Below are 24,534 nucleotides of genomic sequence, written 5' to 3' on the forward strand. Positions count from 1 at the left end.
TAGGCCGTTATGCGGGTGAGCCAATAGGCGGAGGCCACATTGCTACCCCGCGATGAGCGTCACAGCGGCTGCCATACGATTTGCCCCAATCCGCTTGTGGATTGCGAGAGGAGCCCCCCGTGCTCGACCGGATCCGCCACTCAGACGCAGTGGAATACGTCCGCCACGCGCTGCGCGGCAAACTGGTGCGCGCGATCGAGGACGCGATCCGGCCGTACCACCACGAGCAGTTGGCCGCCGTCGCCGACGCCCGCCACCAGCTTGACGAGCTGCGGATGGAGGTGTCCCAGCTGCGCCAAGAGGTGCGCGACACCGAGCACCGCTCCCGGCGGGACATCGAGGTCGCCGCCGAGCGCGAGGCCGCGGCGAGCACCTGGGAACTGGTGCGGGCGGAGATGCCCAAGGCGCCCACCTTCAAGGACATGCGCGGCACCCTGGAGTACGGCCTGTCGCTGGCCCCCGAGGAGGGCATGGCGCTGGAGTTCGGCGTGTTCACCGGCGGCACCCTCAAGCTCATCGCCACCGCCCGCGAGGGCCGCGGCGTCTACGGCTTCGACTCCTTCGAGGGCCTGCCGGAGACCTGGCGCAGCGGCTTCCCCACCGGCACCTTCGACACCGACGGCCTGCCCGACGTCTCGGGCGCCGAACTGGTGGTGGGCTGGTTCGACGACACGCTGCCCGGCTTCCTCGCCGAGCACCCCGGCCCGGTGTCGTTCCTGCACGTGGACTGCGACCTGTACTCCTCAACCAAGACCGTGCTGGAGCTGGTCGGGCCGCGGCTGCGGCCGGGCAGCATCGTGGTGTTCGACGAGTACTTCAACTACCCCAGCTGGCAGGAGCACGAGTACAAGGCCTGGATGGAATACGTCGAGGCCACCGGCATCGAGTTCAGCTACGAGGGGTACACGATCGACCACGAACAGGTCGTGGTGCGCATTACCAAGACGCCCACCGCCGGAAACGTTCCGGATACCGACCGCGCATAAAGCCGACAGCCCGCCGCCGGTACCCTCACGCCTGTGCAGTCAGCCAGCACCCTTCCCCATCCGGAAATTCCCGTGGTGTCCTCCAGTCGCACCTGGCGAATGGCGTTCACCGATCTGAAGCGCGCCTGGAACCAACGCGCCCTGTGGGGCCATCTCGGCCTGCAGGACATCAAGCAGGGCTACCGCCGCTCGGTGCTCGGGCCGCTGTGGATCACCATCAGCACCGGTGTGATGGCAATTGCCCTCGGCATCCTGTTCGCGGCGCTTTTCGACAAGGACATCGCCGAATTCCTGCCCTACGTCACGGTCGGTTTGATCTGCTGGACCTTTTTGTCCAACTGCATCAACGACGGCTCGATGGTGTTCATCTCCAACGAGGGCCTGATCAAACAGCTGCCCGCGCCGATCTGCACGCACGTCTTCCGGCTGGTGTGGAAGCAGGTGCTGCTGTTCGCGCACAACCTGGTCATCTACTTCGTGATGATGGCGGTGTTCTGGCGGCCGTTGAACCTGTGGACACTGCTGGCCATTCCGGCATTCGCGGTGCTCGTGCTGACCGGCACCTGGGTGTCGATTCTGATCGGTGTTCTCGCCACCCGGTTCCGCGATATCCCGCCGATCATCAACAGCCTGGTGCTGCTCGCGTTCTACATGACGCCGATCGTGTGGAGTTACGACGAACTGATCAACAGCGCCAGCGAGACGATTCGCGAACGCGCCAAGCTGGCGGAGTTCAATCCGCTCATGCACTTCATCGAGGTGATCCGGCAGCCGATGTTGGGTCATATCCGGTGGGAGGACTACGGACGTCACTGGATCGTCGTCGGAGCGTTTACGCTGGTCGGATGGGGACTGGCACTTGTCTTCCTGCGCAACTACCGTGCCCGCGTGTCGTACTGGGTCTGAGTGAGGCCGTAATTCATGGTCAGCATTGACGTCTGGAACGCATCGGTCGACTTCCCGATCTTCGACGCGAAGACGAGGTCGCTGAAGAAGGCCGTCCTGGGCAAGGTCGGCGGCAAGATCGGCACCGACCAGAAGGTGCCCGTCATCGAGGCGCTGCACGACATCACGCTCTCGTTGCGCCACGGCGACCGGGTCGGCCTGGTCGGGCACAACGGCGCGGGCAAGTCCACGCTGCTGCGGCTGCTGTCCAACATCTACGAGCCCACCCGCGGCAGTTCGCGGATCGTCGGCAAGGTGGCGCCGGTCTTCGACCTCGGCGTCGGCATGGACCCGGAGATCTCCGGCTACGAGAACATCATCATCCGCGGCCTGTTCCTGGGCATGAGCCGCAAGCAGATGGAGTCGCGGGTCGACGAGATCACCGACTTCACCGAGCTTGGCAACTACCTGCACATGCCGTTGCGCACCTATTCCACCGGCATGCGGGTGCGGCTGGCGCTGGGCGTGGTCACCTCGATCGACCCCGAGATCCTGATCCTGGACGAGGGCATCGGCGCGGTGGACGCCGCTTTCCTTGAGAAGGCAAGGGACCGGCTCAACGACCTGGTCAAGCGGTCGGGCATCCTGGTGTTCGCCTCGCACTCCGACGAGTTCCTGATGGAGCTGTGCACTACCGCCATCTGGATGGACGAGGGGCGGATGAAGATGCAGGGCGGTCTGCGCGAGGTGCTCACTGCCTACAAGGGCCGGGACCCCTTCGAGGGCATGCCGGCGGAAGCCCGTGCGCGGCTGGAAGAGCCGCTGACCGCAGGGAATGGTGCATGAGTACGAACGACAGCCAGCCCAGCGACGTGCTGCTGCCGACAAGCTCCGTGGTGGCGGTGGTCGTCACCCGGCACCGCAAGGAACTGCTGGCGGAATCGCTGAAGGCGATGGCCACCCAGACCCGGCTGCCCGACCACCTCATCGTGGTGGACAACGGCCCGGACGATCCGGCCTGCGAGATCGTGGAGTCCTGCCCGCTGCCCACCACCTACCTGCCATCGCACCGCAACCTGGGCGGGGCGGGTGGCTTCGCGCTGGGCATGCTGCACGCGTTGGCGCTCGGCGCGGAGTGGGTGTGGCTGGCCGATGACGACGGCCGTCCCGCCGAGGACACCGTGCTGGCCACGCTGCTGGACGTCGCCGAACGCCGCAAGCTCGCCGTCGTATCCCCCGTTGTGGTGAACATCGACCGCCCGCAGCAGTTGGCGTTCCCGCTGCGCCGCGGCCTGACCTGGAAGCGGCAGCGCAACGAGCTTGGCGTGGAGTTCCTGCCCGGCATCGCCTCGTTCTTCAACGGCGCCCTGTTCCGCGCGAGCACCCTCGACGTGGTCGGCGTGCCGGACTACCGGCTGTTCTTCCGCGGCGACGAGGTGGAGATCCACCGCAGGGTGGTCCGCTCCGGCCTACCGTTCGGCACCTGCCTGACCGCGGCCTACGCCCACCCGGACGGCTCGGACGAGTTCAAGCCGATGCTCGGTGGGCGGTTCCACGCGCAGGACCCGGACAACCCGGTCAAGCGCTACTACACCTACCGCAACCGCGGCTACCTGCTCTCCCAGCCAGGCATGCGCAAGATCGGCATGCTGGAGGTCTTCCGCTTCGGCCTGTACTTCATCGGCCAGAAGCGCGACCCCAAGGCCTTCCTCGAATGGCTGCGCTTGGTCCGGCTCGGTCGCCGGGAACGCTTCTTCCGCTTCTGACCCCAACCTCCTCCGCGTTCCGGCGTCTACCTTTCGGGTCGCACGAGCGTGCCGACAGGTCGATACAGTCGGCGGCGACCCGCGGGGGCTGGGGGTGTGATGCTGGAGTTTCGGCTGCTAGGGCCGGTGGAGGCCAGTCGCGACGGTCGCCGGGTCGAACTGGGCGGACCCAAACCCCGAACGCTGCTGGCCGCCCTGCTGCTGGCCAAGGGCAGGCTGGTGCCCGCCGCCAGGCTGGTCGACCTGATCTGGGGGTGACCGGCCGCCCAGCCGGGGCGCCGCCGTGTTGCACACCTACGTCTCCACGCTGCGCAGGCGGACACCTTCGGCACCGCGCTGATCCTGCGCACCCTCGGCGAAGCACTGCTGGCCCGCGGCGAGGCGGGCCGCGCCGTGGCCGAACTGAACGCCTCCCTGGCCATCTGGATCGAACTCGAACTCCCCGAATGGCAAGCCAGAACCCTCCACACCCGGGCAGCCGCCAACCAGGCGCTGGGCAACGCGGCAGAGGCGACAGCCGACCTCGCCGAGGCGATGTGCATCGCCGAACGCATCGGCAGCCGCGAGGCTGGCGAATGGAAGGGCACCCGAACCTGTGAACTACGGATTGTCCAGTAGGACCGCGAACTGCCTGCTACCTCCGCGAGAGGCTGGCTTTCCGTCAGCTTTGCGCTGAGGGCGCACGGCGTGCGCTGTCGGCGAACTTCACTGGCCGGGAGGTGATCTCGCTGGTGTGCTGGTGACATGGCGAAATCAGAGCGGAACCTCATCATCCATCTGGCGGGCGCGGGCGATCCGCTGGTGATCCCGCTGGATCAGCAGACCGCCGACGACCTCGGGCCGCGGCTCACCGAGTTGGTGTCGGCGGGCAGCACCGAGCAGCTCACCTCGGCCGACGACCGGCTGGTGACGATCAACTACGGCCGGGTGGCCGCGGTTCAGATCGAACACAGCCGACGCGGGCCGGGCTTTTAGAGGCCTACAGGTCGTAGAGCCGCTTCCAGTTGTCCCGGCTGGTCAGCTGGGGCAGGGCGGAGCGGTACCTGCGCTGGATGACGGGCGCCTGGCGGTAGAGCCTGCTGATGATCGAGGTGCCCTCGCGGGCCAGCGACAGCATCAGCTTGCGGTCCTGCCGCCGGATGCGCACGCCCTCCTGGGAGGCGTCGGTGACGACCGCGGTGTTGAACAGCGAGAGGTGCCACCAGGTGGCGTCCTTCTCCGACACCGCGCCGAGCCGGTGCGGGTACTTCGACATCAGCACGTTGATCAGGCGCTTGATCAGCACCGCCCGCTTGAGGGTCGGCTCGGGGCCGGCCGGGATCAGCGGGAAGTCGCTGGCCCGCAGCCCCGGTACCGAGGAGGCGGGGTGCCGGATGGTCTCCGGGTACTGGGCACGCAGCTTGCGGATCTCCGCCGCCGCGGCGACCCCGCCGTCACGCAGGATCTCGGGTCCGACCAGGAAGTCCTCCACCGCCTTGATCAGGGTGGCGGCCAGGCCGTACTGCATCGAGATCAGGTAGCGCACCAGCTGCGCGAGCAGCGTGCGGCAGACCTGCTTGGGCGGGAAGTCGCTGTGCATCGCCGCGGTGATCAGGGCGTTGCGCAGGTTGAAGTACCGGTGCCAGTCGTCCCAGTCCTTCCAGCTGAAGTCGGCGTGCCAGACGCCCGCTCCAGGCAGGGTGACGGTGGCGAAGCCGCGGGCGCGGGAGCGGTAGCCGTACTCGATGTCGTCCCACTGGAAGAACATCGGCAGCGGGTAGCCCGCGTCCTTGACGATCTCCGACGGGATCAGGCAGGACCACCAGCCGTTGTAGCCCGCGTCCACCCGGATGTCCTGGTGGTTGGGCAGGCCGGTCTCCTCATCCTCGCCGGTGAGGTCGGCGGCGGACAGCGCGTTCTCGGCGATCTGCGCCGGGGCCAGCCGCGGCAGGTTGGCGCTCTCCGCGCCGACGTGCAGCTGGTTCGGGTGCAGCAGGTACAGCATCTGCGCGCCGACGATCACCGGCTCCACCGTGCGGTTGGCGAAGGCGGTGGTGCGGATCATGGTGTCCGGCTCGACCAGCACGTCGTCGTCCATGAACAGGACGTTGGCGTGCTCGGCCTGGCTGATCTCGGTGACCTCGTACAGGCCGCGGGTGAAGCCGCCCGCGCCGCCCAGGTTGGGCTGGCGGATGTAGGTCAGCTTGGCGCCAAGGTCGGCCTGAAGCTCGGCGAAGCGCGGCCGGGACTCGACCGGGTCGGTGCCCTGGTCCACGACGTAGACCCGGTCCAGCATGTCCAGCGGCTCGGGGTCGCCCGCGATGGCGGCCAGCGTGTTGAGGCAGTCGTCCACCCGGTTGAAGGTGCAGATGACCACCGCGGTGGGCCGCAGCTTCTCGGGCGGCTCCACCGTCCAGCGCAGCTTGTCGACCGCAAGCTGCTCCTCACCGGTGGTGAACTCCAGCCAGATGCCGCCGCCGTCAACGAACTTGTCGATCTTCGCGGAGAGGGTGACCACGTGCTCGTGGGCCTTCTCGACATGCTCGACGGCAACCACGCGGGGCTGTGCCTCGCTGTCGGAGGCGACGAGCGAGAGGGTGCCGGAGCCGGTCACCCTGGCCTCGACCCTGACCTCGGGGATCGCCGTCCAGCGCTGCCAGTAGCTGGCAGGGAAGCGGCCGAAGTAGGTGTTGGTGGACACCGCGGCGTTGGGTTCGACGACGAGGCGGTGGCGCTCCCGCCTGGCCAGGCCCGCGGTCACCTCCGCGTACAGGTCGTCCGGAACGAGGTCCGACGGTCCAGAGAAGAGCCCTCGCTGGACGGTGAGTCGGGCTGGGGCGTCGTGTTCAACGAGCACGGGGGCTTCCTTCCCCGAGCCGGTGGGCTCGGGTGTGGCGTTCGAGGTCGGGTTCTTCGTGCTTGCTGAAGTCTTACCCGGCATCGGCTCCTCAATCCTTCGTCGTCTGCTTCGGTGCCGACATCACCTCTGTGGGGGTGACGTCCTGGCGTCGGTTCAGTCGTCGAGCGAACCGGTGAGCGCCTTGCCCTCGGTGAAGTACGGGGCGATCTTGTTGTCGTACATGCTCAGCGCCGACCCGATGGCCATGTGCATGTCGAGGTACTTGTAGGTGCCGAGCCTGCCGCCGAACAACACGTTGTTGGTCGCGGCCTCGGCCTTGGCCAATTCGCGGTACCGCTCCAGCTTGGCGCGGTCCTCGGCGGTGTTGATCGGGTAGTACGGCTCGTCGTCCTTCTCCGCGGCCCGCGAGTACTCGCGGACGACCACCGTCTTGTCCTGCGGGTACTCCCGCTCGGGGTGGAAGTGCCGGAACTCGTGGATCCGGGTGTAGGGCACGTTCTCGTCGGCGTAGTTCATCACCGAGGTGCCCTGGAAGTCACCGGTCGCCACGACTTCCTGCTCGAAGTCCAGCGTGCGCCAGCCCAGCCAGCCTTCGGAGTAGTCGAAGTAGCGGTCCAGCGGGCCGGTGTAGATCACCGGGGTGCCCGCCGGGATCTCGTCCTTGACGTCGAAGTAGTCCGTGCTCAGCCGAACCTCGATGTTCGGGTGGTCGGCCATCTTCTCCAGCCAGGCGGTGTAGCCATCGACCGGCAGACCCTCATAGGTGTCGTTGAAGTACCGGTTGTTGAAGTTGTAGCGGACCGGCAGCCTGCTGATCACCGCGGCGGGCAGTTCCTTCGGATCGGTTTGCCACTGCTTGGCCGTATAACCCCGAATGAATGCCTCATAGAGCGGGCGGCCGATCAGCGAGATCGCCTTTTCCTCGAAGTTCTGGGCATCCTTGGAATCGATCTCGTCGGCCTGCTCGGCGACGAGCGCGCGGGCCTGCTCCGGCGTGAGGTACTTGCCGAAATATTCACAGATGGTCGCGAGGTTCACCGGCATCGGATAAACCTTGCCCTGATAGATCGTGAACACGCGATGCTGGTAGTCGGTGAACTCGGTGAACTGGTTGACGTAATCCCACACCCGCTTGTTGGAGGTGTGGAAGAGGTGCGCACCGTAGCGGTGCACCTCGATACCCGTTTCCGGCTCCGCCTCCGAGTAGGCGTTCCCGCCGATGTGCGCGCGCCGGTCCAGAACCAGGACACGCTTATCCAGCTGACTGGCCACGCGTTCCGCGACCGTCAGGCCAAAGAATCCAGATCCAACAACAACCAGATCGAAGCCACCGAAGCTCACGGTCGTCGAGGCTACCCTGTGCCGCTTTGCGTCCGGCATTCAGGCATACCTGCACCTGCGTGAGCACAAATGGGCTGCTCATGTCCGCTCCGAGGTGGACGCAGCGTGATGAAGCGAGCCAACTAGCCTAAGCCGAGCGTGTTTTCGATCAGATGACCAGAGCGTTTCGTTTCACCCGCGAACCAACGAGGTGCCTCGACGATGAGTTGGCTGTCCGCCCTGCCCGTGGCGCTGGTCGCCGTCGGTGTCTTCGTGTTGCCGGGCCTGCCCGCGAGCTACGCGCTGGGTCTGCGCAGCCTCGCTGCCTGGGCCGCCGCCCCGGTGCTCACGGTGGCCATCGCGGGCCTGTCCGCGGTCGCCTGCGGCCTGGCGGGCATCGACTGGTCGGTGTTGCCGCTGCTGGTCGTCTCGGTCGGACTGGTCGCGGTGCTGTTGCTCGGCGCGCTGCTGGTCCGGCGCCGGTTCCGGCTCAGCCTGCCGCCCGACCCCTGGCGGGTCGGGGTCGGCGCCGCCGCCGGACTGCTGGTCGCCGTGGTGGCGGGCTCGATCGCGGTGGTCCTCGGCATGACCGCGCCGGACGCGCTCTCGCAGACCTACGACGCGGTGTTCCACTACAGCGCCATCAAGTTCATTGTCACCGAGGGCAACGGCTCCTCGCTGACCGTCGGCGGCATCGCGGCCTCGGGCACGCCGGATGTGTTCTACCCGGCGGCCTGGCACGACCTCGCCGCGGTCGTCGCCCAGCTTTCCGGTGCTCCGATCCCGGTGGTGGCCAATGTGGTGACGGGCGTGGTCGCGGTGGTGATCTGGCCGCTGTCCTGCATGTTGCTGGTCCGCCAGCTGCTGGGCCGCTCGGCCACCGCCGTCGGGGTGGCGGGTGTGCTCAGCGTCGGCTTCAGCGCCTTCCCGTGGGGGCTGCTCGGCTTCGGGGTGCTCTGGCCCAACACACTCGGTCTGGCGCTGGTGCCGGTCGGCTTGGCCGCGCTGGTGTCGGTGTGCGGGCTGGCGCGTGAGGACGCGCTGGGGCGCATCCGGTCGGTGTTCCTGCTGGCGGTCACCGCCGTTGCGGGCGCGCTGTCCCACCCGAACTCGCTGTTCTCGCTGGCCGCGATCAGCCTGGTGCCGGTGACCGTGACGGTGCTGGTGCGCGGTTGGCGCGGCTACCGCGCAGGCCGCCGCTTCCGGGCGGCGCTGCTGGTCGGCCTGTACTTCGGCGCGGGCATCCTCGCCGCGTTGGTGCTCAGCCGGTCCTCGCTGCTGGGCAGGGTCCGCGGCATGGACTGGCCCGCGTTCGAGACCCCGCCGCAGGCCATCGGCGAGGTGGCGCTCAACGCCACCAACGGCATGCACGCCTCCTGGGTGCTTTCGATCCTGGTGTTCGTCGGGTTCCTCGCCTCGTGGCGGGAGACCAGGCTGCGCTGGCTCGCTCCCGCGCACGCGGTCACCGCGCTGCTCTACATGTTCGCCGCCGCCCTGGACACGCCGCTGTCCTCGCTGCTCACCGGCTTTTGGTACAACGACTCGTTCCGGCTGGCGGCGATGGTGCCGATCACCGGGGTGCCGCTGGCGGTGATCGGCGTGGTGGCCATCGCGGAGTGGCTGCGCACCAAGACCGCGGTGCTGCTCCGCCACGACCCGCCCGGCTGGCTGCGACCCGGCGTGATCGGCGGTGCGCTGACCGCGGTGATGCTGCTGCTCACCGGCGGGATGTACGCCGCGGAGCACGGCAAGCGCGTGTCCGGCACCTATGCCTCTGGGGATGAGCGGGCCAGGACCGGCCTGATCACCGACCGCGAGATCGCCTTCTACGACCGGATCGCCCAGCGGCTGCCCGCCGACGCGGTGGTGGCCAACAACCCCTGGGACGGCAGCGCCCTGCTGTGGGCGCTGGACGACCGGCGGGTGCTGTTCCCGGTGCTGGACAACCTGATGAACGACGACACCCGCAAGCTCGCCGAGAACCTGCGCGAGGTCTCCCGCGACTCGAGCGTCTGCCAGGCCGCCCAGCGCGCGGGCGTGCACTGGCTGATCATCGGCGACCACTGGTTCTGGCCCAAGGACGGGCGGGTCAAGCTCTACCCGGGAATCACCGACCCGATGGGCCGCCCGGGCTTCCGCTTGGTCGAGCAGGACGGCCCGCTCAAGCTCTACGAGATCACCGCCTGCTGAACCAACGCTCGCGCCTTTAGGGGCTCGACCTGCGCATCCACTCAGAATCAGGTTTGGTGACACCGCTGGCCTAGCGTTGAAATCGAGTTCGCGACGCGAGGTGGATTTCCAGAACCGCCGCGCCACGACTCCGACGAGACGGAGGCGCTGATGTCATCGGCCACACATGATGAAAACGCATCCTGGCATGCGGTTTTGAGCTCTCTTAAACTCGCCGACAGCGAGCGGAACCATCTCGCGTCGCGTGTGTTGCGAACACACGACGAGCAGCGTCATCCAGGTCCTGCGAGATGGTGCGACCTGGATCCGGCCTGTCGGGCAGCGTGGGCCATCTCCAGGCGGTGCAGACCCGATGATGAATAGGCCACCGTGTCAGGTGTTCTGCCGAGAAACCGACGAGCGACCGGCCTGGTCGGCTGGTCGCTCGTGAGACGACTTTGGTGATGGGCCGAACTTCAGACGTCGCTGGTGTTGGGAACCGAGGGGGATGGCACGACGCGCTCGGTGGCGGGGATCAGGCCGCGGTCGCGGTTGAACTGTTCGGCGTCGCGCAGCGCGATGGCGCGGGCCAGGTCGGTGAGGCGCTGGTCGCTGCCGCGGAAGCGGAGGTAGGTGTTGAACACCGTGAAGACGAAGGCCATCACCAGGGCGTAGAGCACCAGGTCGGTGCCGCGGCCGACGCCGACGAAGTGGGCCAGCCTGGACACGTCGTCCGGGCGCAGCACCGCGTAGACGTTGATGCCAACGAAGATGATCAGGCCGATGCGCTTGGTGGCCTGCATGCGCACGCCGTGGCGGCGGCGGGCGAACAGCAGCAGCACACCCGCGGCGGCGACGATCAGCAGAAACTGGATCAGCATCATCTCAGGCCCCCCGCTGCCGCACGGACAGGTCGAACAGGATGTTCACACCGTTGACCAGCGACTGTCCCTTGGACATCGAGTACTCGGTGTAGAGGATCGTGATCGGCACTTCCTGGATCCGCCAGTCCGAGCGGGACAGCTGGGAGACGATCTCCGAGGCGTGTGCCATGCCGTTGAGGGTGATGCGCAGCCGGTCGGCGACGTGCCGGGTGAAGACCCGCAGGCCGTTGTGCGCGTCGGTCAGCTTGAGCTTGCGCGAGGACGGGCTGAGCGCGACCACGGTGCGCAGCACCACCCGCTTGAGCCACGGGATGTGTGCGTTGCGCTCGGCGAAACGGGTGCCGAGCACCACGTCCACCGTGCCGGTGCGGGCCACCTCGACCATGGCCAGCGCGTCCTCGACGCGGTGCTGGCCGTCGGCGTCGAAGGTGACGAAGTACTCCGCTCCCTCGCGCGCCCTGGCGTAGTCCATGCCGGTCTGCAACGCGGCGCCCTGGCCGAGGTTGACCGGGTGGCGCACCAGGTGCGCTCTGGTGGTGCTGATGGCCTGGGCCGACCCGTCCACGCTGCCGTCGTCCACACACACGATGTTCGGGAAGGTGGACAGCGCGTTGTTGACAACGTCGGCGATGACCTTCGCCTCGTTGTAGACGGGGATGATCAGCCAGACATCATGGTTGTCGGCCACCTGCTAACTCCCAAGTCGCAGTTCACACGGTGGAAACGACAGTAGCCAAGCTGCCGGGCGCGGCCGCCATCGGCCCGTTGCTAATTCTGCCCCCGGAAGTGCTCCACCGTCAGCCTCACGCCATCGGCGATGTCCACCGCGGGCTGCCAGCCGAGGTCGCGGCCCGCGGCAGAGCAGTCCAGCGCGGATGCCCGCAGGTCACCGAGCCTGGCCGGGGCGAACTCCGGCTCGTCTGGCACGCCCGCGGCCGCGGCGACCAGGCTGTGCAGTTGCCGGTCGGAGGTCTGCACGCCGGTGCCGATGTTGTACCGGCGGCCGCCACCCGCCTCGCCGGAGGCGGCGACGAAGGCGGCCACCACGTCCTCGACGAAGACGTAGTCGCGGGTGTTGCCTCCGTCACCGAAGACCTTGGTGGGGCGGCCGTGCAGCAGGTGCTCGGCGAAGATCGCGACCACGCCCGCCTCGCCGTGCGGGTCCTGACGGGGGCCGTAGACATTCGCCAGCGCCAGATGCGTGCACTCGATGCCGTACAGCTGGCGGTAGGTGTTCAGGTACACCTCGCCCGCCACCTTCGACGCCGCGTACTGCGACTTCGGGTTGATCGGTGAGTCCTCGGCGATGGGCAGCACCTCGGGGGTGCCGTAAATGGAGCCGCCGGAGGAGGCGAAGAGGATCTTGCGGGTGCCCGCCTCGCGGGCGGCCTCGGCGACGTTGACGGTGCCCAGCACGTTCTGCGTGGCGTCCATCAGCGGCTGCGCCACGCTGACCCGCACGTCGATCTGCGCGGCCAGGTGGAAGACCACCTCGGGCCGGGCCGCGGCGAAGACCTCGCGCAGCTTGGGCTCGGTGATGTCCACCTGGTGCAACTCGCACTTTCCGCTGCGCAGCGCGGCGGCGAGGTTGTCCTCCCGCCCGCGCCGCAGATCGTCCACCACGGTGACCTGGTGCCCATCGCGGATCAGGCGGTCGACCAGCGTCGATCCGATGAAGCCGGCTCCGCCGGTGACCAGGGCTTGCACGAAAGGCACCTTCCCGCAGACGTGTGACGCGTTCCGTGCGGGCCATCGTAGGCGAACGGCTTGACCCTGACGCCGCGTCAGGGTCGGACCGTGGACGGCATGAGAGTGATCGCGCTTTTCCTCGCAGGCGACGCGTTGTCCGCGCTCGGCAACGCCATCGCCGGGATCGCGCTGCCCTGGTTGGTGCTGACCAGGACCGGCGACGCATCGTCCGCGGGCGTGGTGGCCGCGGCGGTGGGGCTGCCCGCGCTGGCCGCGGCGGTGTTCGGCGGGGTGCTGATCGACCGGATCGGCAGGCGCCGGGTTTCCATCGGCGCGGATATCGCCTCGGCGCTCTGCGTGGCCGCGCTGCCGCTGGTGGACGCCGCGGTGGGGCTGACGCTGGGCTGGTTCGTGCTGCTCGGGGTCGCGGGCGCGATCTTCGACGTGCCGGGCATGACCGCGCGGGAGACGCTGATTCCCGCCGTCGCCCGCGGCGCGGGTCTGCCGGTGGAGCGGCTGGCCGGGCTGCGCGAGTCGGTGACGGGCACGATCATGCTGTTCGGGCCGGGTGTCGGCGGGCTGCTGCTCAGCGTCATGGACGGCTCGTCGGTGCTGTGGGTGACCGCGGGCTGCTCGGCGCTGGCCGCGCTGCTGACCTGGCTGCTGCCGAAGGCGGTCGGCGCGGCGCCCGCGGCGACGACCAGGGGCGGAAGCTGGATGGCGGATCTGCGCGAGGGATACCGGTTGCTGCGCCGCGACCCGGTGCTGGCAGGCCTGAGCGTGCTGACGACAGCCGCGGTGTTCGTGCTGGTGCCGTTGCAGGCACTGCTGCTGCCCGCGCACTTCAGCCGCACCGGCACCCCGCTTCAGCTGGGCGCGGTGGAGATGGCGATGGTGCTCGGCGCCATCTGCGGTGCCGCCGGGTACGCCTTCGCGGGCCACCGGGGGCGCCGCTGGTCCTGGTTCGCGGGCTCGCTGGTGGCCATCGCCGCCGCCATGTTCTGGCTGACCTCGCTGCCGCCGTTCTGGTGGCTGGTCGGCGCCGCGTTCACATTGGGGCTGGCGAGCGGGCCGTTGCAGCCGCTGCTCACCGCGGTCGACGCCGACCGGGTGCCGGACGCGGCCCGTGGCCGCGTGATGGGCTTGCAGAACGCCGCGGTGTTCGCCGTCGCCCCGGTCGGCATGCTGCTCGGCGGTTATCTGATCGACGGCGTCGGCATCGGCGCGGCAGGCTTGGCCATCGCGTTCGGCTGGGCCGCGGCCGCCGTGCTGGGGCTCGCGCTGCCGGGCCTGCGGCAGATGGACGCCGCCAAGGAGGTGAGCACCGGTGCTGACCATCGGTGAACTGGCGAAACGGGCGGGCACCACGGTGCGCGCGGTGCGGCACTACCACGCCCAAGGCCTGCTGGCGGAGCCCGAGCGCGACCACTCCGGCTACCGCCGCTACGGCGCGCGGGCGCTGGTGCGGCTCACCCGCATCCGCAAGCTGCGGGATCTCGGGCTGCCACTGGAGCGGATTCGGGAGCTGCTGGATGCGCCGTCGACCTGGCCGGACGAGCTCGCGGCGCTGGACGACGAGCTGGCCCGCAGGCAGGAGCAGTTGGCGCGGCAGCGAGCCAGGATCGCTGAGCTGCGGGCGGGCAACGTGGACCCCGAACTGCCCGCTGTCTTCGCGAAGGTGTTCGCCGAGGCGATCGCCGCAGGGGTGTCACCCGAGGTGATCGAGCAGGAGAAGGAGGCGATCCTGCTGGCGCTGGCGATGAACCCGGATTCGCTGGCGGAATTGACCGAGGAGTACACCGGCGTCACCGGTGCGGCCGCGGAACTCGGCTGGGAGCTCACCACCAGGGTGCATGCCGTCGGCGCCCTCGATCCGGACGATCCCGCGGTCTCGGAACTGGCCGACGAGCTGTACGCCTACGTCTGCGAGCACCAGCCGGATGTGGTGGCCCGCACCAAGGCCGAGCTGGATCAGCCCTCGAGCAGGCTGGCGGATTCGATCTGGCATGACTGGCTGACCGGCATGACCCCGGCGAGCAGGCGGCTGATCCAGCTGGTCGAGCAGCGAATGTCGAAGGGCTAGAACCAGCGCTCCAGCACCAGGGCGACGCCGTCCTCGGTATTGGGCGCGGTGATCTCATCGGCGATGGCCAGCAGCTCCTGGTGGGCGTTGGCCATCGCGATGCCGTGGCCCGCCCAGCGCAGCATCTCGATGTCGTTCGGCATGTCGCCGAAGGCCGCCACGCCTGCCGGGTCGACGCCGTGCAGTTCGGCGACCATCGCCAGCCCGGTGGCCTTGGTGACGCCGCGCCGGGACAGCTCGATCAGGCCGGAGCTGGTGGAGAAGGTGACGTCCACGGCGTCGGAGAGCACCGCGCGGGCCGCCTCCGCCATCGGCTCGCTGCGCATCCGCTCATGGCGGACCAGCATCTTGATCGCCGGGTGGCCGAGGACCTCGGCCCTGGATGCCGCGGAGTGGTCCGGTTCCGGCCAGGCGTGCTGGTAGCCGGGCTCGGCGAGGAAGTGGCGGTCGCCAAGCTCGTGGCCGGTGGCGCCGACCCGCTCGACCGCGACGGCGCAGCCCGGCAGCGCCCGGTGCAGCTCGTGCGCCGCGTCTTGAAGGAGCACCGCGTCCAGGGTCTCCGCGTGCACGATGCGGTCGCTCGCCAGGTCGTAGAGCACCGCGCCGTTGCCGCAGACCGCCATGCCGCTCAGGCCTGCGGCATCGGCCACCGGCGGGATCCACCGGGGCGGCCTTCCGGTGCACAGCACGAACGGAATGCCCGCGGAGATCACGCTCCGCACTGCCTTCGCGGTCCGATCGGTCACTCGCTCCATGGGGTCGAGCAGGGTGCCGTCAACATCGGAAGCGATCAACAGCGGCTGTTCCATCCTCCTATCCTCCATGCTCGGGGCAAGAGCTGAATGAACGTTTTGTAGCCGTTATGCGAGCAACGCTCAGCCACGCGGGAGGTTCCTCCGGTCGGCGGAAGCGCTGCCACCGAACGCGGCGCACCGGGCGAGGGCGCCAACTGTTACTCGACCGTTACCAAGGGGATCTACGGAAACCGCGAGACCAAGCCGATGAGAAACATGAAGCGCCTTCGAGATCTGCTCGGGAGTATCCCGGGTTGGTCCGGTGGGTGCCGACGTCTTCGGCCGCGCACAGCGGAACAAGCTCGTTGAATGAGTGCGCGGCTAGCCGCGCGGCTTGAGGATCTCCTGACCGCCGAGGAACGGGCGCAGAGCAGCGGGCACGCGCACCGAGCCGTCTTCAAGCTGGTGGTTCTCCAGGATTGCGACCAGCCACCGGGTGGTGGCCAGGGTTCCGTTCAGCGTGGCCGCCGTCTGCGGGCGGCCGTCCTCATCGCGGTAGCGGATGTTGAGCCGCCGTGCCTGGAACGTGGTGCAGTTGGAAGTCGAGGTCAGCTCGCGGTAGGTCTGCTGGCTGGGCACCCACGCCTCGCAGTCGTACTTGCGGGCGGCCGAGGCGCCGAGGTCGCCCGCGGCGACGTCGATCACCCGGTACGGCAACTCGACCTTGGCGAGCATCTCCTCCTCCCAGGCCAGCAGCCGCAGATGCTCCGCGGCGGCCTCATCGGGACGGCAGAAGGAGAACATCTCCACCTTGTTGAACTGGTGCACGCGGATGATGCCGCGAACGTCCTTGCCGTAGGAGCCCGCCTCCCTGCGGTAACACGATGACCAGCCCGCGAAGCGCTTCGGGCCTGCGCCGAGGTCGATGATCTCGTCGGCGTGGTAGCCGCCCAGCGGCACCTCCGAGGTGCCAACCAGGTACAGGTCGTCATCGCGCAGCCGGTAGACCTCAGACGCGTGCGCGCCGAGGAAGCCGGTGCCCTCCATGATCTCCGGACGCACCAGCGTCGGCGTGATGGCCAGCGCGAACCCGGCTTCCACCGCCTGCTGGGCGGCCAGGTTCAGCAGCGCCAACTCCAGCCGCGCGGCGTCGCCGGTGAGGAAGTAGAACCGCGAGCCGGACACCTTGGCGCCGCGTTCGGTGTCCACGCCGAGGGCATCGCCAAGCTCGACGTGGTCGCGGGGGGCGAAGCCGAACTCCGGGCGCTCGCCGACCTCGCGCAGCACCACGTAGTCGTCCTCGCCGCCGGGCGGAACCCCGTCGGAGACGACGTTGGAGACCCTGCGGTGGGCCTCGGTGAACGCCGCACCGGCCTCGTGCTGCTGGGCCTCGGCCGCCTTCACCTCGGCGGCCAGCTCCTTGCCCTTGGCCAGCAGGGCGTCCCGCTCATCGCCGCGCGCCTTGCCGACCTGCTTGCCAAGCTGCTTCTGCTCGGCGCGTAGGGAGTCGGCCCTGGACACCGCGGCACGCCGCCGCTCGTCGGCGGACAGCAGCGCGTCCACCAGCGTCGGGTCTTCACCCCGGGCTCGCTGCGACGCGCGCACGGCCTCGGGATTCTCACGAAGCGTCCGTAGGTCGATCACGGCTGGTCAGCCTAGCCCTTCCGAGCCGGCCATTTCGCACGCGGTGGGGCAGGCCGTGCCCGCCCCACCGCGCAAGATCATGAGATGGCGACCGCGACGACCAGTCCGAGGGCGAAGTGGGCCGCGGCCACGACCAGGCTGACCGGGGTGAACACGTCGGCGCGCAGCACCGCGCCGATGTCGATCCTGGTGACCCACTCCAGGACCCGCACCGCGAGCACCTGCACGATGATGCCGACCAGGCCGAAGACCAGCGACAGCAGCAGACCCTCCGCGAGCCTGCCGGAGGCCGACCAGATCGCCACCACCACGATCAGCGCCATGCTCAGCAGACCGGCCGAGGTCACCACAACCGCGTTCGGCGCGCCCGCGCGAACCAGCTGGTTGAGCTTTCCCGGGGTGGTCAGGTCGATGGCGTAGAAGCCCACGAGCATCAGCACCAGTCCGACGATGGCGTACAACGCGATGGCCCCGACGCCGCGCCCGAGGGCGCTCGCGAAGCCCGCGTCCAGCGCCAGGCTGCCCTGCACCGCAAGCGAGGAAGTCACCTGCTCGCCTCCCAATCCGTTTACTTATCCACTGTGGACGATTTGGCCGATGTGCCTTGATGCTGCCCGACTCGCCGACACCCAGCGAATCGGGTGGGTCACGAGTCTCTGAACAGGTGCGGAACGAACGCTGCCCCGTCGTCGGTGACCAAGCCGGTGGTCTCCCTGATGCCCAGCCCGGCCGCGGCGTCGCCGACGATCCAGGCACCGAGCACCGGGCGCATGCCGTCGAACTCGCCAAGCGGATCGAAAAGCTGGTAGACGAAACCCTCCTCGCCGTAGACGCCACCGGTCGCGGTCTCGTAGCCGGGCGCCACGATCTGGATGTTGGCGCCCTCCCGGCCCAGCTTGGGCTTGCGCACGTACTCGGTGAGCACGCCGGGGTGGTCGTTGAAGGTGGGCAGCAGGTTGGGATGCCCCGCATACATCTCCCACAGCACCGCCAACAGCGCCTTGTTGGAGAGCAGCATCTTCCACAGCGGCTCGACCCACAGCGTGGCGGGCAGCGTCTGCACGGCGTGACGGCCGAACGGGTCGTCGACCATCCACTCCCAGGGGTAGAGCTTGAACACCCCGAACATGGCCGCGTCCTCGAGGTCGACGAACCGGTTCAGCACCGGGTCCCAGCCGATCTCCTCGATGGCCAGCCCGATGGTGTCGATGCCGGCCTCGGCGGCGGTCTCCTGGAGGTAGGCCACCGTGATGTGGTCCTCGCCGGAGGCGTCCGCGGCGGACCAGGTGAAGTGCAGCTGACCGCTCGGCAGCGTGCCCGCCACCTCCCGCCAGCGCTGGACGAGCCGCTCGTGCAGGGAGTTCCACTGGTCGGCCTCGGGGTCGACCTCGGACAGCCAGTGCCACTGCACCACCGAGGCCTCCAGCAGCGCCGTCGGGGTGTCGGCGTTGTACTCCAGCAGCTTCGCCGGGCCGGTGCCGTCGTAGCGCAGGTCGAAACGACCGTAGATGTGCGGATCGCGGCGCCGCCAGGACTCGGCGATGCCGGGCCAGACCCATTCCGGGATGCCGAACTCCTTGTACCGCTCGGCGGTCACGATGGAGTCCACCGCCTCCAGGCACATCGAGTGCAGCAACTCGACATCCGCCTCAAGGCCGTCGATCTCGTCGGCGGTGAAGGAGTAGAAGGCCGACTCGTCCCAGTACGGCCGCACCGCGCCGCCGGGGCCGACGGCGGGGGTGTCGAAGACCAGGCCCTGCGCGCGGACCTTGGCGAGCCAGTCCTGGCGCGGGACGCGGCGTTCACGACGCACGAGGAGTCAGCTCCCGCTCTTGCCTCGGATGCCGAAGCCGCCGCGCTGGATCGAATTGCCCTTGGGGGTGGTGATGGTGGCGTCCTTGGGACGCACCGATGAACCCCCGGACACCTTCTGGCCGTAGCCACCGGAGCCGCCGTAGTGGTACCGGTACTGGCGACCGCCGGGCAGGAAGAAGATACCGCCGCTGTGATATCCGCCGTGCGACCGCACGTAATCGTCGTCGCAGTTGTCCTCGTCGATCACCACGTTGTTGTTGTCGACGCAGTGCGCCTGCACCTCATCCGGTGTGCTGGCGGCGGCATAGATGCCCGCGACCAGCACCGCGACGCCCGCGGTGGCGACACCGCCGATGACGTACTTGCGGCGCCGCTTGCGCTTGCGTTGCTCCTCTTCGGTGCGATGAAGCTCCGCCGCCTCGAACTGCTGCCGGGCGCGCTGCTCGGCGACGGTGGGCGGGCGGGGCTGCGCGGTCGCCGGGTCCTGGTAGCGGACCTGCCCCTGGCCGGGCGGCGGACCGGGCGGTGGCGGCACGAAACCGCCCGGGGCTCCAGGCGGCGGAACCTGCGGCTGATGAGGCGGCGGCCAACCGCCGCCGTGTGGTTGATCTGTCATACCCACCCTCCCGGCGCGGAGGCTACCGATAATCCCGACACTACGTGGCCCGATAACTCGAAATGAGATCTCAGCGCCTACGTTTCGAGTGAACCGGCCCGACCACGGCATGATGGACGTGATGACGCGACGCATGTTCGGCTCCCGAGCACCGGCCCAGGCGAAGGGGACTCGCCTGGTGATGGTCGGCGCCTTCGCGGGGGCGCTGGTGGTGCTGGCGATCAGCACGGTGCTGTCCTGGCAGGTCACGGGCGACGGCGCGGAACCGCGTCGCGGACCCCTGCTCGGCCGGGGGCCATCCACCCGGCCGATCGTGATGCAGGTCTCCATCGGGGACTGCCTCAACTGGACCAAGGCCGACTCCGGGGACATCGCGGCGGTCTCCTGCGACGAGCCGCACCTGTTCGAGGTGACAGGGGGCGCCGATCTGAAGGACTCCCACCCCTCGAACGCGCCCTACCCGACGGACAAGCAGTGGCAGGAGATCAAGCAGGAACGCTGCGGCCCGATCTCCACCCAGCACCTCGGCGGCAAGCTGGACCCGTACGGCAAGTTCAGCGTCGGCGCGTTCACCCCCAGCGAGGAGGGCTGGCGCGGCGGCGACCGGGCGATGCGCTGCGGGCTTCAGATGGCGGGCCCTTCAGGTGCGCTGTACCCGATCACCGGCAAGGTGGCGGGCCAGGACCAGTCCGACATCCAATCCCCCGGGGTGTGCCTCGGCATCGAGGGCAAGGCGCTGAGCGATCCCATCGCCTGCGCGAAGCCGCATGCCTACGAGGTCGTGGGCACCGTGGACCTCAAGGCGCTGTTCCCGCCGTCGGGCGGCTACCCGGCCGAGTCGAAGCAGGCGGTGGAGATCGAGAAGGTCTGCGCGAAGGCGGCCGCCGACTACGCGGGTGCGGAGAAGCTGCAGAAGGCGGTCACGGACAAGAAGATCACCGTCACCATGGACACCCGCAAGCAGGAAAGCTGGGAGGCCGGCTCGCTGAAGGTGAACTGCAAGATCGGCGCCGCGCTGCCGGACGGCAGCGGGCTGGCCCCGATCACCGGCAGCATCAAGGGCGAGGTCGTCGTGGGCAAGGAGGCCGCGCCCACCGGCCAGCGCTCGCTCGCGCCCGGCGTCCCCGCGAACCCCGGCGGGTGAGCGAGGTGCCGATGCAGGTCTCGCGGGCCGAGTTCGAGGAGCTTGTCGGCGAGGCATTGGACCAGTTGCCGCCGGAGTTCGCCGCCGCCATGGATAACGTGGTGGTGCTGGTGGAGGACCGCAACGCCGAGGACCCCGGTCTGCTGGGGCTTTACGAGGGCATCGCGCTCACCGAGCGGGACTCCTACTACGCGGGTGTGCTGCCGGACCGGATCTTCATCTACCGCGAGGCGATCCTGGACATCTGCCAGACGCGGGAGGACGTGGTGGACGAGGTGCTGATCACCGTCGTGCACGAGATCGCGCACCACTTCGGCATCGACGACGAGAAACTGCACGCCCTTGGCTGGGGCTAGCAGCGCGTTACAGCCCGCCACGTGCTCCTGATCACACCCACACGTATTTTGCCAGGCCACCGGCCTTGTGGTGAAGTTTGCTCACATTCATCCCCGCGCGGCCATCCCGCCGCGGGGTTCGTGATCTCACCCTGGGGGACGAGAACGTGCAGAAGCAGACCACCAGACTGGCGTCCGCGCTGATCGCGGGCGCTGTGCTCACCTTGGGCATGGTGTCCATCGCGGACGCGACCGCGCCCGCCGCGCCTGCCGCCGCGGTCGAAGCGCCCACCAAGACGCCCGCGGAGCGGGCCAAGGAGCTCAACGCCGCGGGGCTGAAGGTCAAGGCCGAGGCGGAGCAGGCCAAGGCGGCGGCCGAGAAGGCCGCGAACCCGGCCGAGGCGAAGGCGGCCATCGACGCCGCCACCAAGGCCAAGCAGGCGGCGGACAAGGTGCAGTCGGACGTCCAGGCCTTCCTCGACGAGAACCCGGCGGGCAGCACCCACCAGGACCGCATCACCGCGGGCCGGGGTCTGCACGCCGCCAACCTGGCGGAGGAGATCGCCGCCGAGGCCATCGCCATCGCCACGCCCAAGCTGACGCCCGCCCCCACCACCGCACCCACCGGTGCTCCCGTCCCGCAGCCGGAGCCGAGCACCACGCCCGCTCCGGGCAACGGCGGCACGGAGCCGCAGGTCAAGGTGAAGCCGGTGGGCGGCGTCGAGACCGGCGGCGGCGCCACCGCGCAGGGCTGAGGCGAATGCGCGTGTTCCTCGGCCAGGGCCGCCGCGTGATCGCGGCGGTCCTGCTCGCGTTCGTCCTCCCGATCGCAGGGTGCGGCGCTGCCGACAAACCCGCCGACACCCCGGCCGTCACCTCCGCGCCGTCCGAGACCTCGGCACGCGTCGAACCCGCCGAGGTGGAGGTGCCGCGGATCGCGGCGAAGTCCTCGCTGGTGCCCGTCGGCCTCAACCCCGACCGAACCATCGAGGTCCCGCCGGTCGACAAGCCGATGCAGGCCGCCTGGTACGACCAGGGACCCATGCCGGGCGAGACCGGCCCCGCGGTGATCCTCGGGCACGTGGACGGCAACAAGCAGCCCGGCATCTTCTTCCGCCTGCGCGAACTCGCGGTCGGCGACGAGGTTTTCGTCGGCCGCGCCGACGGCAGCAGGCTGCGGTTCACGGTGTACCGGACGCAGCAGGTGCCCAAGCGGGAGTTCCCCACCGACGAGGTCTACGGGGACACCGCCGGACCGGAGTTGCGGCTGATCACCTGCGGGGGCAGCTTCGACGCCGCCGCCCGCAGCTACCGGGACAACACGATCGTCTACGCCAGGCCCGCCTGAGCCTCAGCCCAGCTGCATGCCGGTCCAGGTGAGGCAGCGCCAGCCGCTTGGCTCACCGGGATCGGCCTCCAGCACGATGGTGCCGCAGTTGGGGATGTAGGCCATGCCCGCCAGCGACTGGAGGTTGCCCGCCAGCCGCGGCGCCGCCAGCCGGAGCGCGCCACCGTGGCTGACCACCACGATCACCCCGTCGGAGTGGTTCGCGGTGATGGCCTCGACGGCGGGCACGAAGCGGTCCAGCAGGTCCTGGCCGCTCTCGCCGCCGGGAATCCGGGCGTCCAGCTGGTCCTCGAGCCAACCCGCGAAGGTCGTCTCGAAGGTCTGGAGCGCCTCCAGGCCCTCCTCGCCCTCGAGGTCGCCAAGCTGGATCTCGTGCAGGCCGTCCCGCACCTGGACCTCCAGCGCGTGGCGGCGGGCCACCTCGGCCGCGGTCTGCTGGGCGCGGGTCGCCAGACTCGCGTAGACACCCACCACCGGCTCACCGGCCAGCGATTCGGCGAGGTCCTCCGCCTGGCGGCGGCCCTCGTCGGTCAGCGGCGGGCCCGGCGGGCGGGAGTCCAGGGCGCGAGCGACGTTGGCGGGTGTCTGACCGTGGCGGGCCAGAACCAGTCTCAGGGTGCTCACGCCTGCCGTCCCTCCCGCACTGACGACAGCCACTGCCGCGCCGATTCGAAGTCGCCGTCCCCGGCGCCACCGGCGTCGGGGTGGTCCGCCCTGGGATAGGAGCCCAGGAAGCGGATCTCCGTGCAGCGGCGGCGCAGCGCCATCAACGCCTCGCCGATTCCTGCCTCGGCCACATGGCCCTCCAGATCGAGGAAGAAGCGGTACTCCCCCAGCCTGCCCTTATAAGGTCGCGATTCGATGCGCGTGAGATTGATGCCACGGGTGGACAACTCGGTGAGCACCTCACCCAGCGCGCCCGGCCGGTCGGCGGTGACCGCCATCAAAGAGGTGCGGTCCGCGCCGGTCGCCTCGGGCAGCGCGGCTGGGCGGCGGACGAGCAGGAAGCGGGTCACCGCGTCGGACACATCGGCGATGTTCTCGGCCAGCCTCGCGAGCGGGAAAAGCTCGGCGGCCAGCGGGGAGGTGATCGCGGCGTCGACCTCACCGCGTTCGACGAGCTTCGCCCCGGCCGAGGTGGAGGCGGCGGGCAGCACCGCGGCCTCGGGCAGGTTGCCCGCCAGCCAGTCCCGCACCTGCGCGGCGGCATGAGGATGGGTCGCGACGGTGCGCACGTCGGCGGCCGCGGTGCCGGGGCGGACCAGCACGGTGAAGCGCACCGGCAGCAGCACCTCGGCCACCGCGACCAGCGGTTCGGCCGCGGCGAACGCGTCGAGGGTGGCGGCGACCGAGCCCTCCACGGAGTTCTCCACCGGAACCACGGCAGCGTCCGCCCGGTCGGCCCGCACGGCGTCGAAGGCCGCCGGGATGGTCGGGAACGGCAGCAGCGCCCGGTCGGCGATGTCGGCGGTGAGCAGTCGGGCCGCCTGCTCGGTGAAGGTGCCCTCCGGGCCGAAGTACGCGATGCGAGTCACAGCGATGAGCCTACGGTCCACCGATTCCGGTCCCGATGACGCACCGCGACAGCCAGGTCGGTGGAGATCACCCTGACGGCGGGCAGCTTTACCCGTTACCTGCGGCGTTGGTTTGATGCCATGCTTAGCGTGTGACCGCCGATTCGCACCCTGTCACGGACGGCGAGGGTTCTGAGTTGCGGCTCGTGCTGTGCGCGACCGATTCGACGCTCGCCGACGCCTGGCGTTCGGTGGCGCAGGGCAGACGCGGCCTGACCGTGCACGAGGGGTCGATCTTCGACCTCGAGCCGGACGCCGTGGTGAGCCCGGCCAACTCCTTCGGCTGGATGCGCGGCGGCATCGACGCGAGCTACGCGCAGGCCTTCCCCCAGATCGAGCAGCACGTGCGCAGCGCGGTGCTGGCCTACCACGGCGGTGAACTGCCCGTCGGGGACGCGCTGGTGGTGCCGACAGGGGTTGGCAGTCCGCCCTGGCTGATCAGCGCGCCCACCATGCGCACGCCCGGCGAACGACTGCCCGCCGACACCGTGCACCCCTACCTCGCGGCGCGGGCGGTGCTGCGGCTGTGGCGGGAGGGCAGGCTGGAGGACGGGCGGCCGGTCCGGCAGGTGATCAGGACCATCGCGATGCCCGGCCTTGGCACCGGGGTCGGCGGGGTGTCCGGGGGCATCTGCGCCCGGCAGGTGGCCGCCGCCTGGGACGAGGCCTTCGCCAGGGTATGACCGAGGGCGCCCACTCGGTG

The 24,534-nt window shown here is 69.3% G+C and carries 27 protein-coding genes; 15 read left to right on the forward strand and 12 right to left on the reverse strand.

Annotated elements, in window-relative coordinates:
* Positions 1-119: 119 nt before the first annotated feature.
* From ACU6XJ_RS09865 to ACU6XJ_RS09895, 7 genes are all read left to right on the forward strand, one after another.
* On the forward strand, positions 120-986 hold the full coding sequence (locus ACU6XJ_RS09865) for a class I SAM-dependent methyltransferase (RefSeq protein ID WP_476308837.1): 867 nt from the start codon (positions 120-122) through the stop codon (positions 984-986).
* Positions 987-1,019: 33 nt separating this feature from the next.
* On the forward strand, positions 1,020-1,892 hold the full coding sequence (wzm, locus tag ACU6XJ_RS09870) for a galactan export ABC transporter permease subunit Wzm/RfbD (protein ID WP_476308839.1): 873 nt from the start codon (positions 1,020-1,022) through the stop codon (positions 1,890-1,892).
* 15 nt (positions 1,893-1,907) lie between these two features.
* Positions 1,908-2,717: a galactan export ABC transporter ATP-binding subunit Wzt/RfbE gene (wzt, locus tag ACU6XJ_RS09875; protein ID WP_476308841.1), complete on the forward strand. Its 810-nt coding sequence runs from the start codon at positions 1,908-1,910 to the stop codon at positions 2,715-2,717.
* Positions 2,714-3,637: a galactofuranosyltransferase GlfT1 gene (gene glfT1, locus ACU6XJ_RS09880; RefSeq protein WP_476308843.1), complete on the forward strand. Its 924-nt coding sequence runs from the start codon at positions 2,714-2,716 to the stop codon at positions 3,635-3,637. Before wzt ends, glfT1 begins: the two co-directional genes overlap by 4 nt.
* A 99-nt stretch (positions 3,638-3,736) precedes the next feature.
* Complete coding sequence (locus tag ACU6XJ_RS09885; protein WP_476308846.1) at positions 3,737-3,895, forward strand: hypothetical protein; 159 nt, start codon at positions 3,737-3,739, stop codon at positions 3,893-3,895.
* 135 nt (positions 3,896-4,030) lie between these two features.
* Positions 4,031-4,255: a hypothetical protein gene (locus ACU6XJ_RS09890; protein ID WP_476308849.1), complete on the forward strand. Its 225-nt coding sequence runs from the start codon at positions 4,031-4,033 to the stop codon at positions 4,253-4,255.
* A gap of 126 nt (positions 4,256-4,381) precedes the next feature.
* A complete protein-coding gene (locus tag ACU6XJ_RS09895; RefSeq protein ID WP_476308851.1) occupies positions 4,382-4,612 on the forward strand; it encodes a hypothetical protein in 231 nt (76 codons plus the stop codon).
* Between the two features lie 4 nt (positions 4,613-4,616).
* On the opposite strand, the gene ACU6XJ_RS09900 is transcribed toward ACU6XJ_RS09895, so the two are convergent.
* Together ACU6XJ_RS09900 and glf are read right to left on the reverse strand one after the other, a co-directional pair.
* The gene (locus ACU6XJ_RS09900; RefSeq protein ID WP_476308853.1) at positions 4,617-6,557 is read right to left on the reverse strand and encodes a glycosyltransferase; all 1,941 of its coding nucleotides are present in this window, start codon (positions 6,555-6,557) and stop codon (positions 4,617-4,619) included.
* A 72-nt stretch (positions 6,558-6,629) separates the two neighbouring features.
* Positions 6,630-7,856 carry a UDP-galactopyranose mutase gene (gene glf / locus ACU6XJ_RS09905; protein WP_476308856.1) on the reverse strand — a complete coding sequence of 409 codons (1,227 nt, stop codon included), beginning with the start codon at positions 7,854-7,856 and terminating at the stop codon, positions 6,630-6,632.
* 162 nt (positions 7,857-8,018) lie between these two features.
* On the opposite strand from glf, the gene ACU6XJ_RS09910 reads away from it, so the two are divergent.
* Positions 8,019-9,986 (forward strand): DUF6541 family protein, encoded by a 1,968-nt coding sequence (locus ACU6XJ_RS09910; protein WP_476308859.1) that lies wholly within the window; start codon positions 8,019-8,021, stop codon positions 9,984-9,986.
* 455 nt (positions 9,987-10,441) lie between these two features.
* Here the strand turns inward: ACU6XJ_RS09910 and ACU6XJ_RS09915 are convergent, their stop codons facing one another.
* The 3 genes from ACU6XJ_RS09915 to ACU6XJ_RS09925 form a co-directional block, all read right to left on the reverse strand.
* A complete protein-coding gene (locus ACU6XJ_RS09915) occupies positions 10,442-10,849 on the reverse strand; it encodes a DUF2304 family protein (RefSeq protein ID WP_476308861.1) in 408 nt (135 codons plus the stop codon).
* 1 nt (position 10,850) lies between these two features.
* A complete protein-coding gene (locus ACU6XJ_RS09920) occupies positions 10,851-11,537 on the reverse strand; it encodes a glycosyltransferase family 2 protein (protein ID WP_476308863.1) in 687 nt (228 codons plus the stop codon).
* An 80-nt stretch (positions 11,538-11,617) separates the two neighbouring features.
* Complete coding sequence (locus ACU6XJ_RS09925) at positions 11,618-12,556, reverse strand: NAD-dependent epimerase/dehydratase family protein (protein WP_476308866.1); 939 nt, start codon at positions 12,554-12,556, stop codon at positions 11,618-11,620.
* Positions 12,557-12,655: 99 nt separating this feature from the next.
* Here ACU6XJ_RS09925 and ACU6XJ_RS09930 point away from each other — a divergent pair, with 99 nt between their 5' ends.
* Entirely contained in the window at positions 12,656-13,882 is a 1,227-nt protein-coding gene (locus tag ACU6XJ_RS09930) for an MFS transporter (protein WP_476313900.1), read from the forward strand.
* Entirely contained in the window at positions 13,866-14,621 is a 756-nt protein-coding gene (locus ACU6XJ_RS09935; RefSeq protein ID WP_476308868.1) for a MerR family transcriptional regulator, read from the forward strand. Before ACU6XJ_RS09930 ends, ACU6XJ_RS09935 begins: the two co-directional genes overlap by 17 nt.
* Here ACU6XJ_RS09935 and ACU6XJ_RS09940 read toward each other — a convergent pair.
* The 5 genes from ACU6XJ_RS09940 to ACU6XJ_RS09960 form a co-directional block, all read right to left on the reverse strand.
* Complete coding sequence (locus tag ACU6XJ_RS09940) at positions 14,618-15,430, reverse strand: HAD family hydrolase (RefSeq protein ID WP_476308871.1); 813 nt, start codon at positions 15,428-15,430, stop codon at positions 14,618-14,620. The genes ACU6XJ_RS09935 and ACU6XJ_RS09940 overlap by 4 nt on opposite strands.
* A gap of 306 nt (positions 15,431-15,736) precedes the next feature.
* Positions 15,737-16,999, reverse strand: a complete 1,263-nt coding sequence (gene serS / locus ACU6XJ_RS09945) for a serine--tRNA ligase (protein ID WP_476308873.1) — start codon at positions 16,997-16,999, stop codon at positions 15,737-15,739.
* A gap of 77 nt (positions 17,000-17,076) precedes the next feature.
* Positions 17,077-17,529 (reverse strand): DUF350 domain-containing protein, encoded by a 453-nt coding sequence (locus ACU6XJ_RS09950; RefSeq protein WP_476313902.1) that lies wholly within the window; start codon positions 17,527-17,529, stop codon positions 17,077-17,079.
* 116 nt (positions 17,530-17,645) lie between these two features.
* The gene (locus tag ACU6XJ_RS09955; protein WP_476308876.1) at positions 17,646-18,812 is read right to left on the reverse strand and encodes a glutathionylspermidine synthase family protein; all 1,167 of its coding nucleotides are present in this window, start codon (positions 18,810-18,812) and stop codon (positions 17,646-17,648) included.
* A 6-nt stretch (positions 18,813-18,818) separates the two neighbouring features.
* Positions 18,819-19,430, reverse strand: a complete 612-nt coding sequence (locus ACU6XJ_RS09960; RefSeq protein WP_476308879.1) for a hypothetical protein — start codon at positions 19,428-19,430, stop codon at positions 18,819-18,821.
* 121 nt (positions 19,431-19,551) lie between these two features.
* On the opposite strand from ACU6XJ_RS09960, the gene ACU6XJ_RS09965 reads away from it, so the two are divergent.
* The 4 genes from ACU6XJ_RS09965 (at position 19,552) to ACU6XJ_RS09980 (ending at position 22,257) form a co-directional block, all read left to right on the forward strand.
* Positions 19,552-20,574, forward strand: a complete 1,023-nt coding sequence (locus tag ACU6XJ_RS09965) for a septum formation family protein (RefSeq protein ID WP_476308881.1) — start codon at positions 19,552-19,554, stop codon at positions 20,572-20,574.
* 11 nt (positions 20,575-20,585) lie between these two features.
* The gene (locus ACU6XJ_RS09970) at positions 20,586-20,930 is read left to right on the forward strand and encodes a metallopeptidase family protein (RefSeq protein WP_476313903.1); all 345 of its coding nucleotides are present in this window, start codon (positions 20,586-20,588) and stop codon (positions 20,928-20,930) included.
* A 77-nt stretch (positions 20,931-21,007) separates the two neighbouring features.
* Positions 21,008-21,664: a hypothetical protein gene (locus tag ACU6XJ_RS09975; protein ID WP_476308884.1), complete on the forward strand. Its 657-nt coding sequence runs from the start codon at positions 21,008-21,010 to the stop codon at positions 21,662-21,664.
* 5 nt (positions 21,665-21,669) lie between these two features.
* The gene (locus tag ACU6XJ_RS09980; RefSeq protein ID WP_476308887.1) at positions 21,670-22,257 is read left to right on the forward strand and encodes a class F sortase; all 588 of its coding nucleotides are present in this window, start codon (positions 21,670-21,672) and stop codon (positions 22,255-22,257) included.
* Positions 22,258-22,260: 3 nt separating this feature from the next.
* Here ACU6XJ_RS09980 and ACU6XJ_RS09985 read toward each other — a convergent pair whose 3' ends face one another.
* Positions 22,261-22,881, reverse strand: coding sequence for a histidine phosphatase family protein (locus tag ACU6XJ_RS09985; protein WP_476308890.1), 621 nt, complete (start codon positions 22,879-22,881; stop codon positions 22,261-22,263).
* Positions 22,878-23,792, reverse strand: a complete 915-nt coding sequence (pheA, locus tag ACU6XJ_RS09990; protein ID WP_476308893.1) for a prephenate dehydratase — start codon at positions 23,790-23,792, stop codon at positions 22,878-22,880. The genes ACU6XJ_RS09985 and pheA overlap by 4 nt, the downstream gene beginning before the upstream one ends.
* Before the next feature lie 131 nt (positions 23,793-23,923).
* Here pheA and ACU6XJ_RS09995 point away from each other — a divergent pair, with 131 nt between their 5' ends.
* The gene (locus tag ACU6XJ_RS09995) at positions 23,924-24,514 is read left to right on the forward strand and encodes a macro domain-containing protein (RefSeq protein ID WP_476308896.1); all 591 of its coding nucleotides are present in this window, start codon (positions 23,924-23,926) and stop codon (positions 24,512-24,514) included.
* Positions 24,515-24,534: the final 20 nt, after the last annotated feature.

It is taken from the genome of Actinorectispora metalli, from assembly GCF_056323685.1.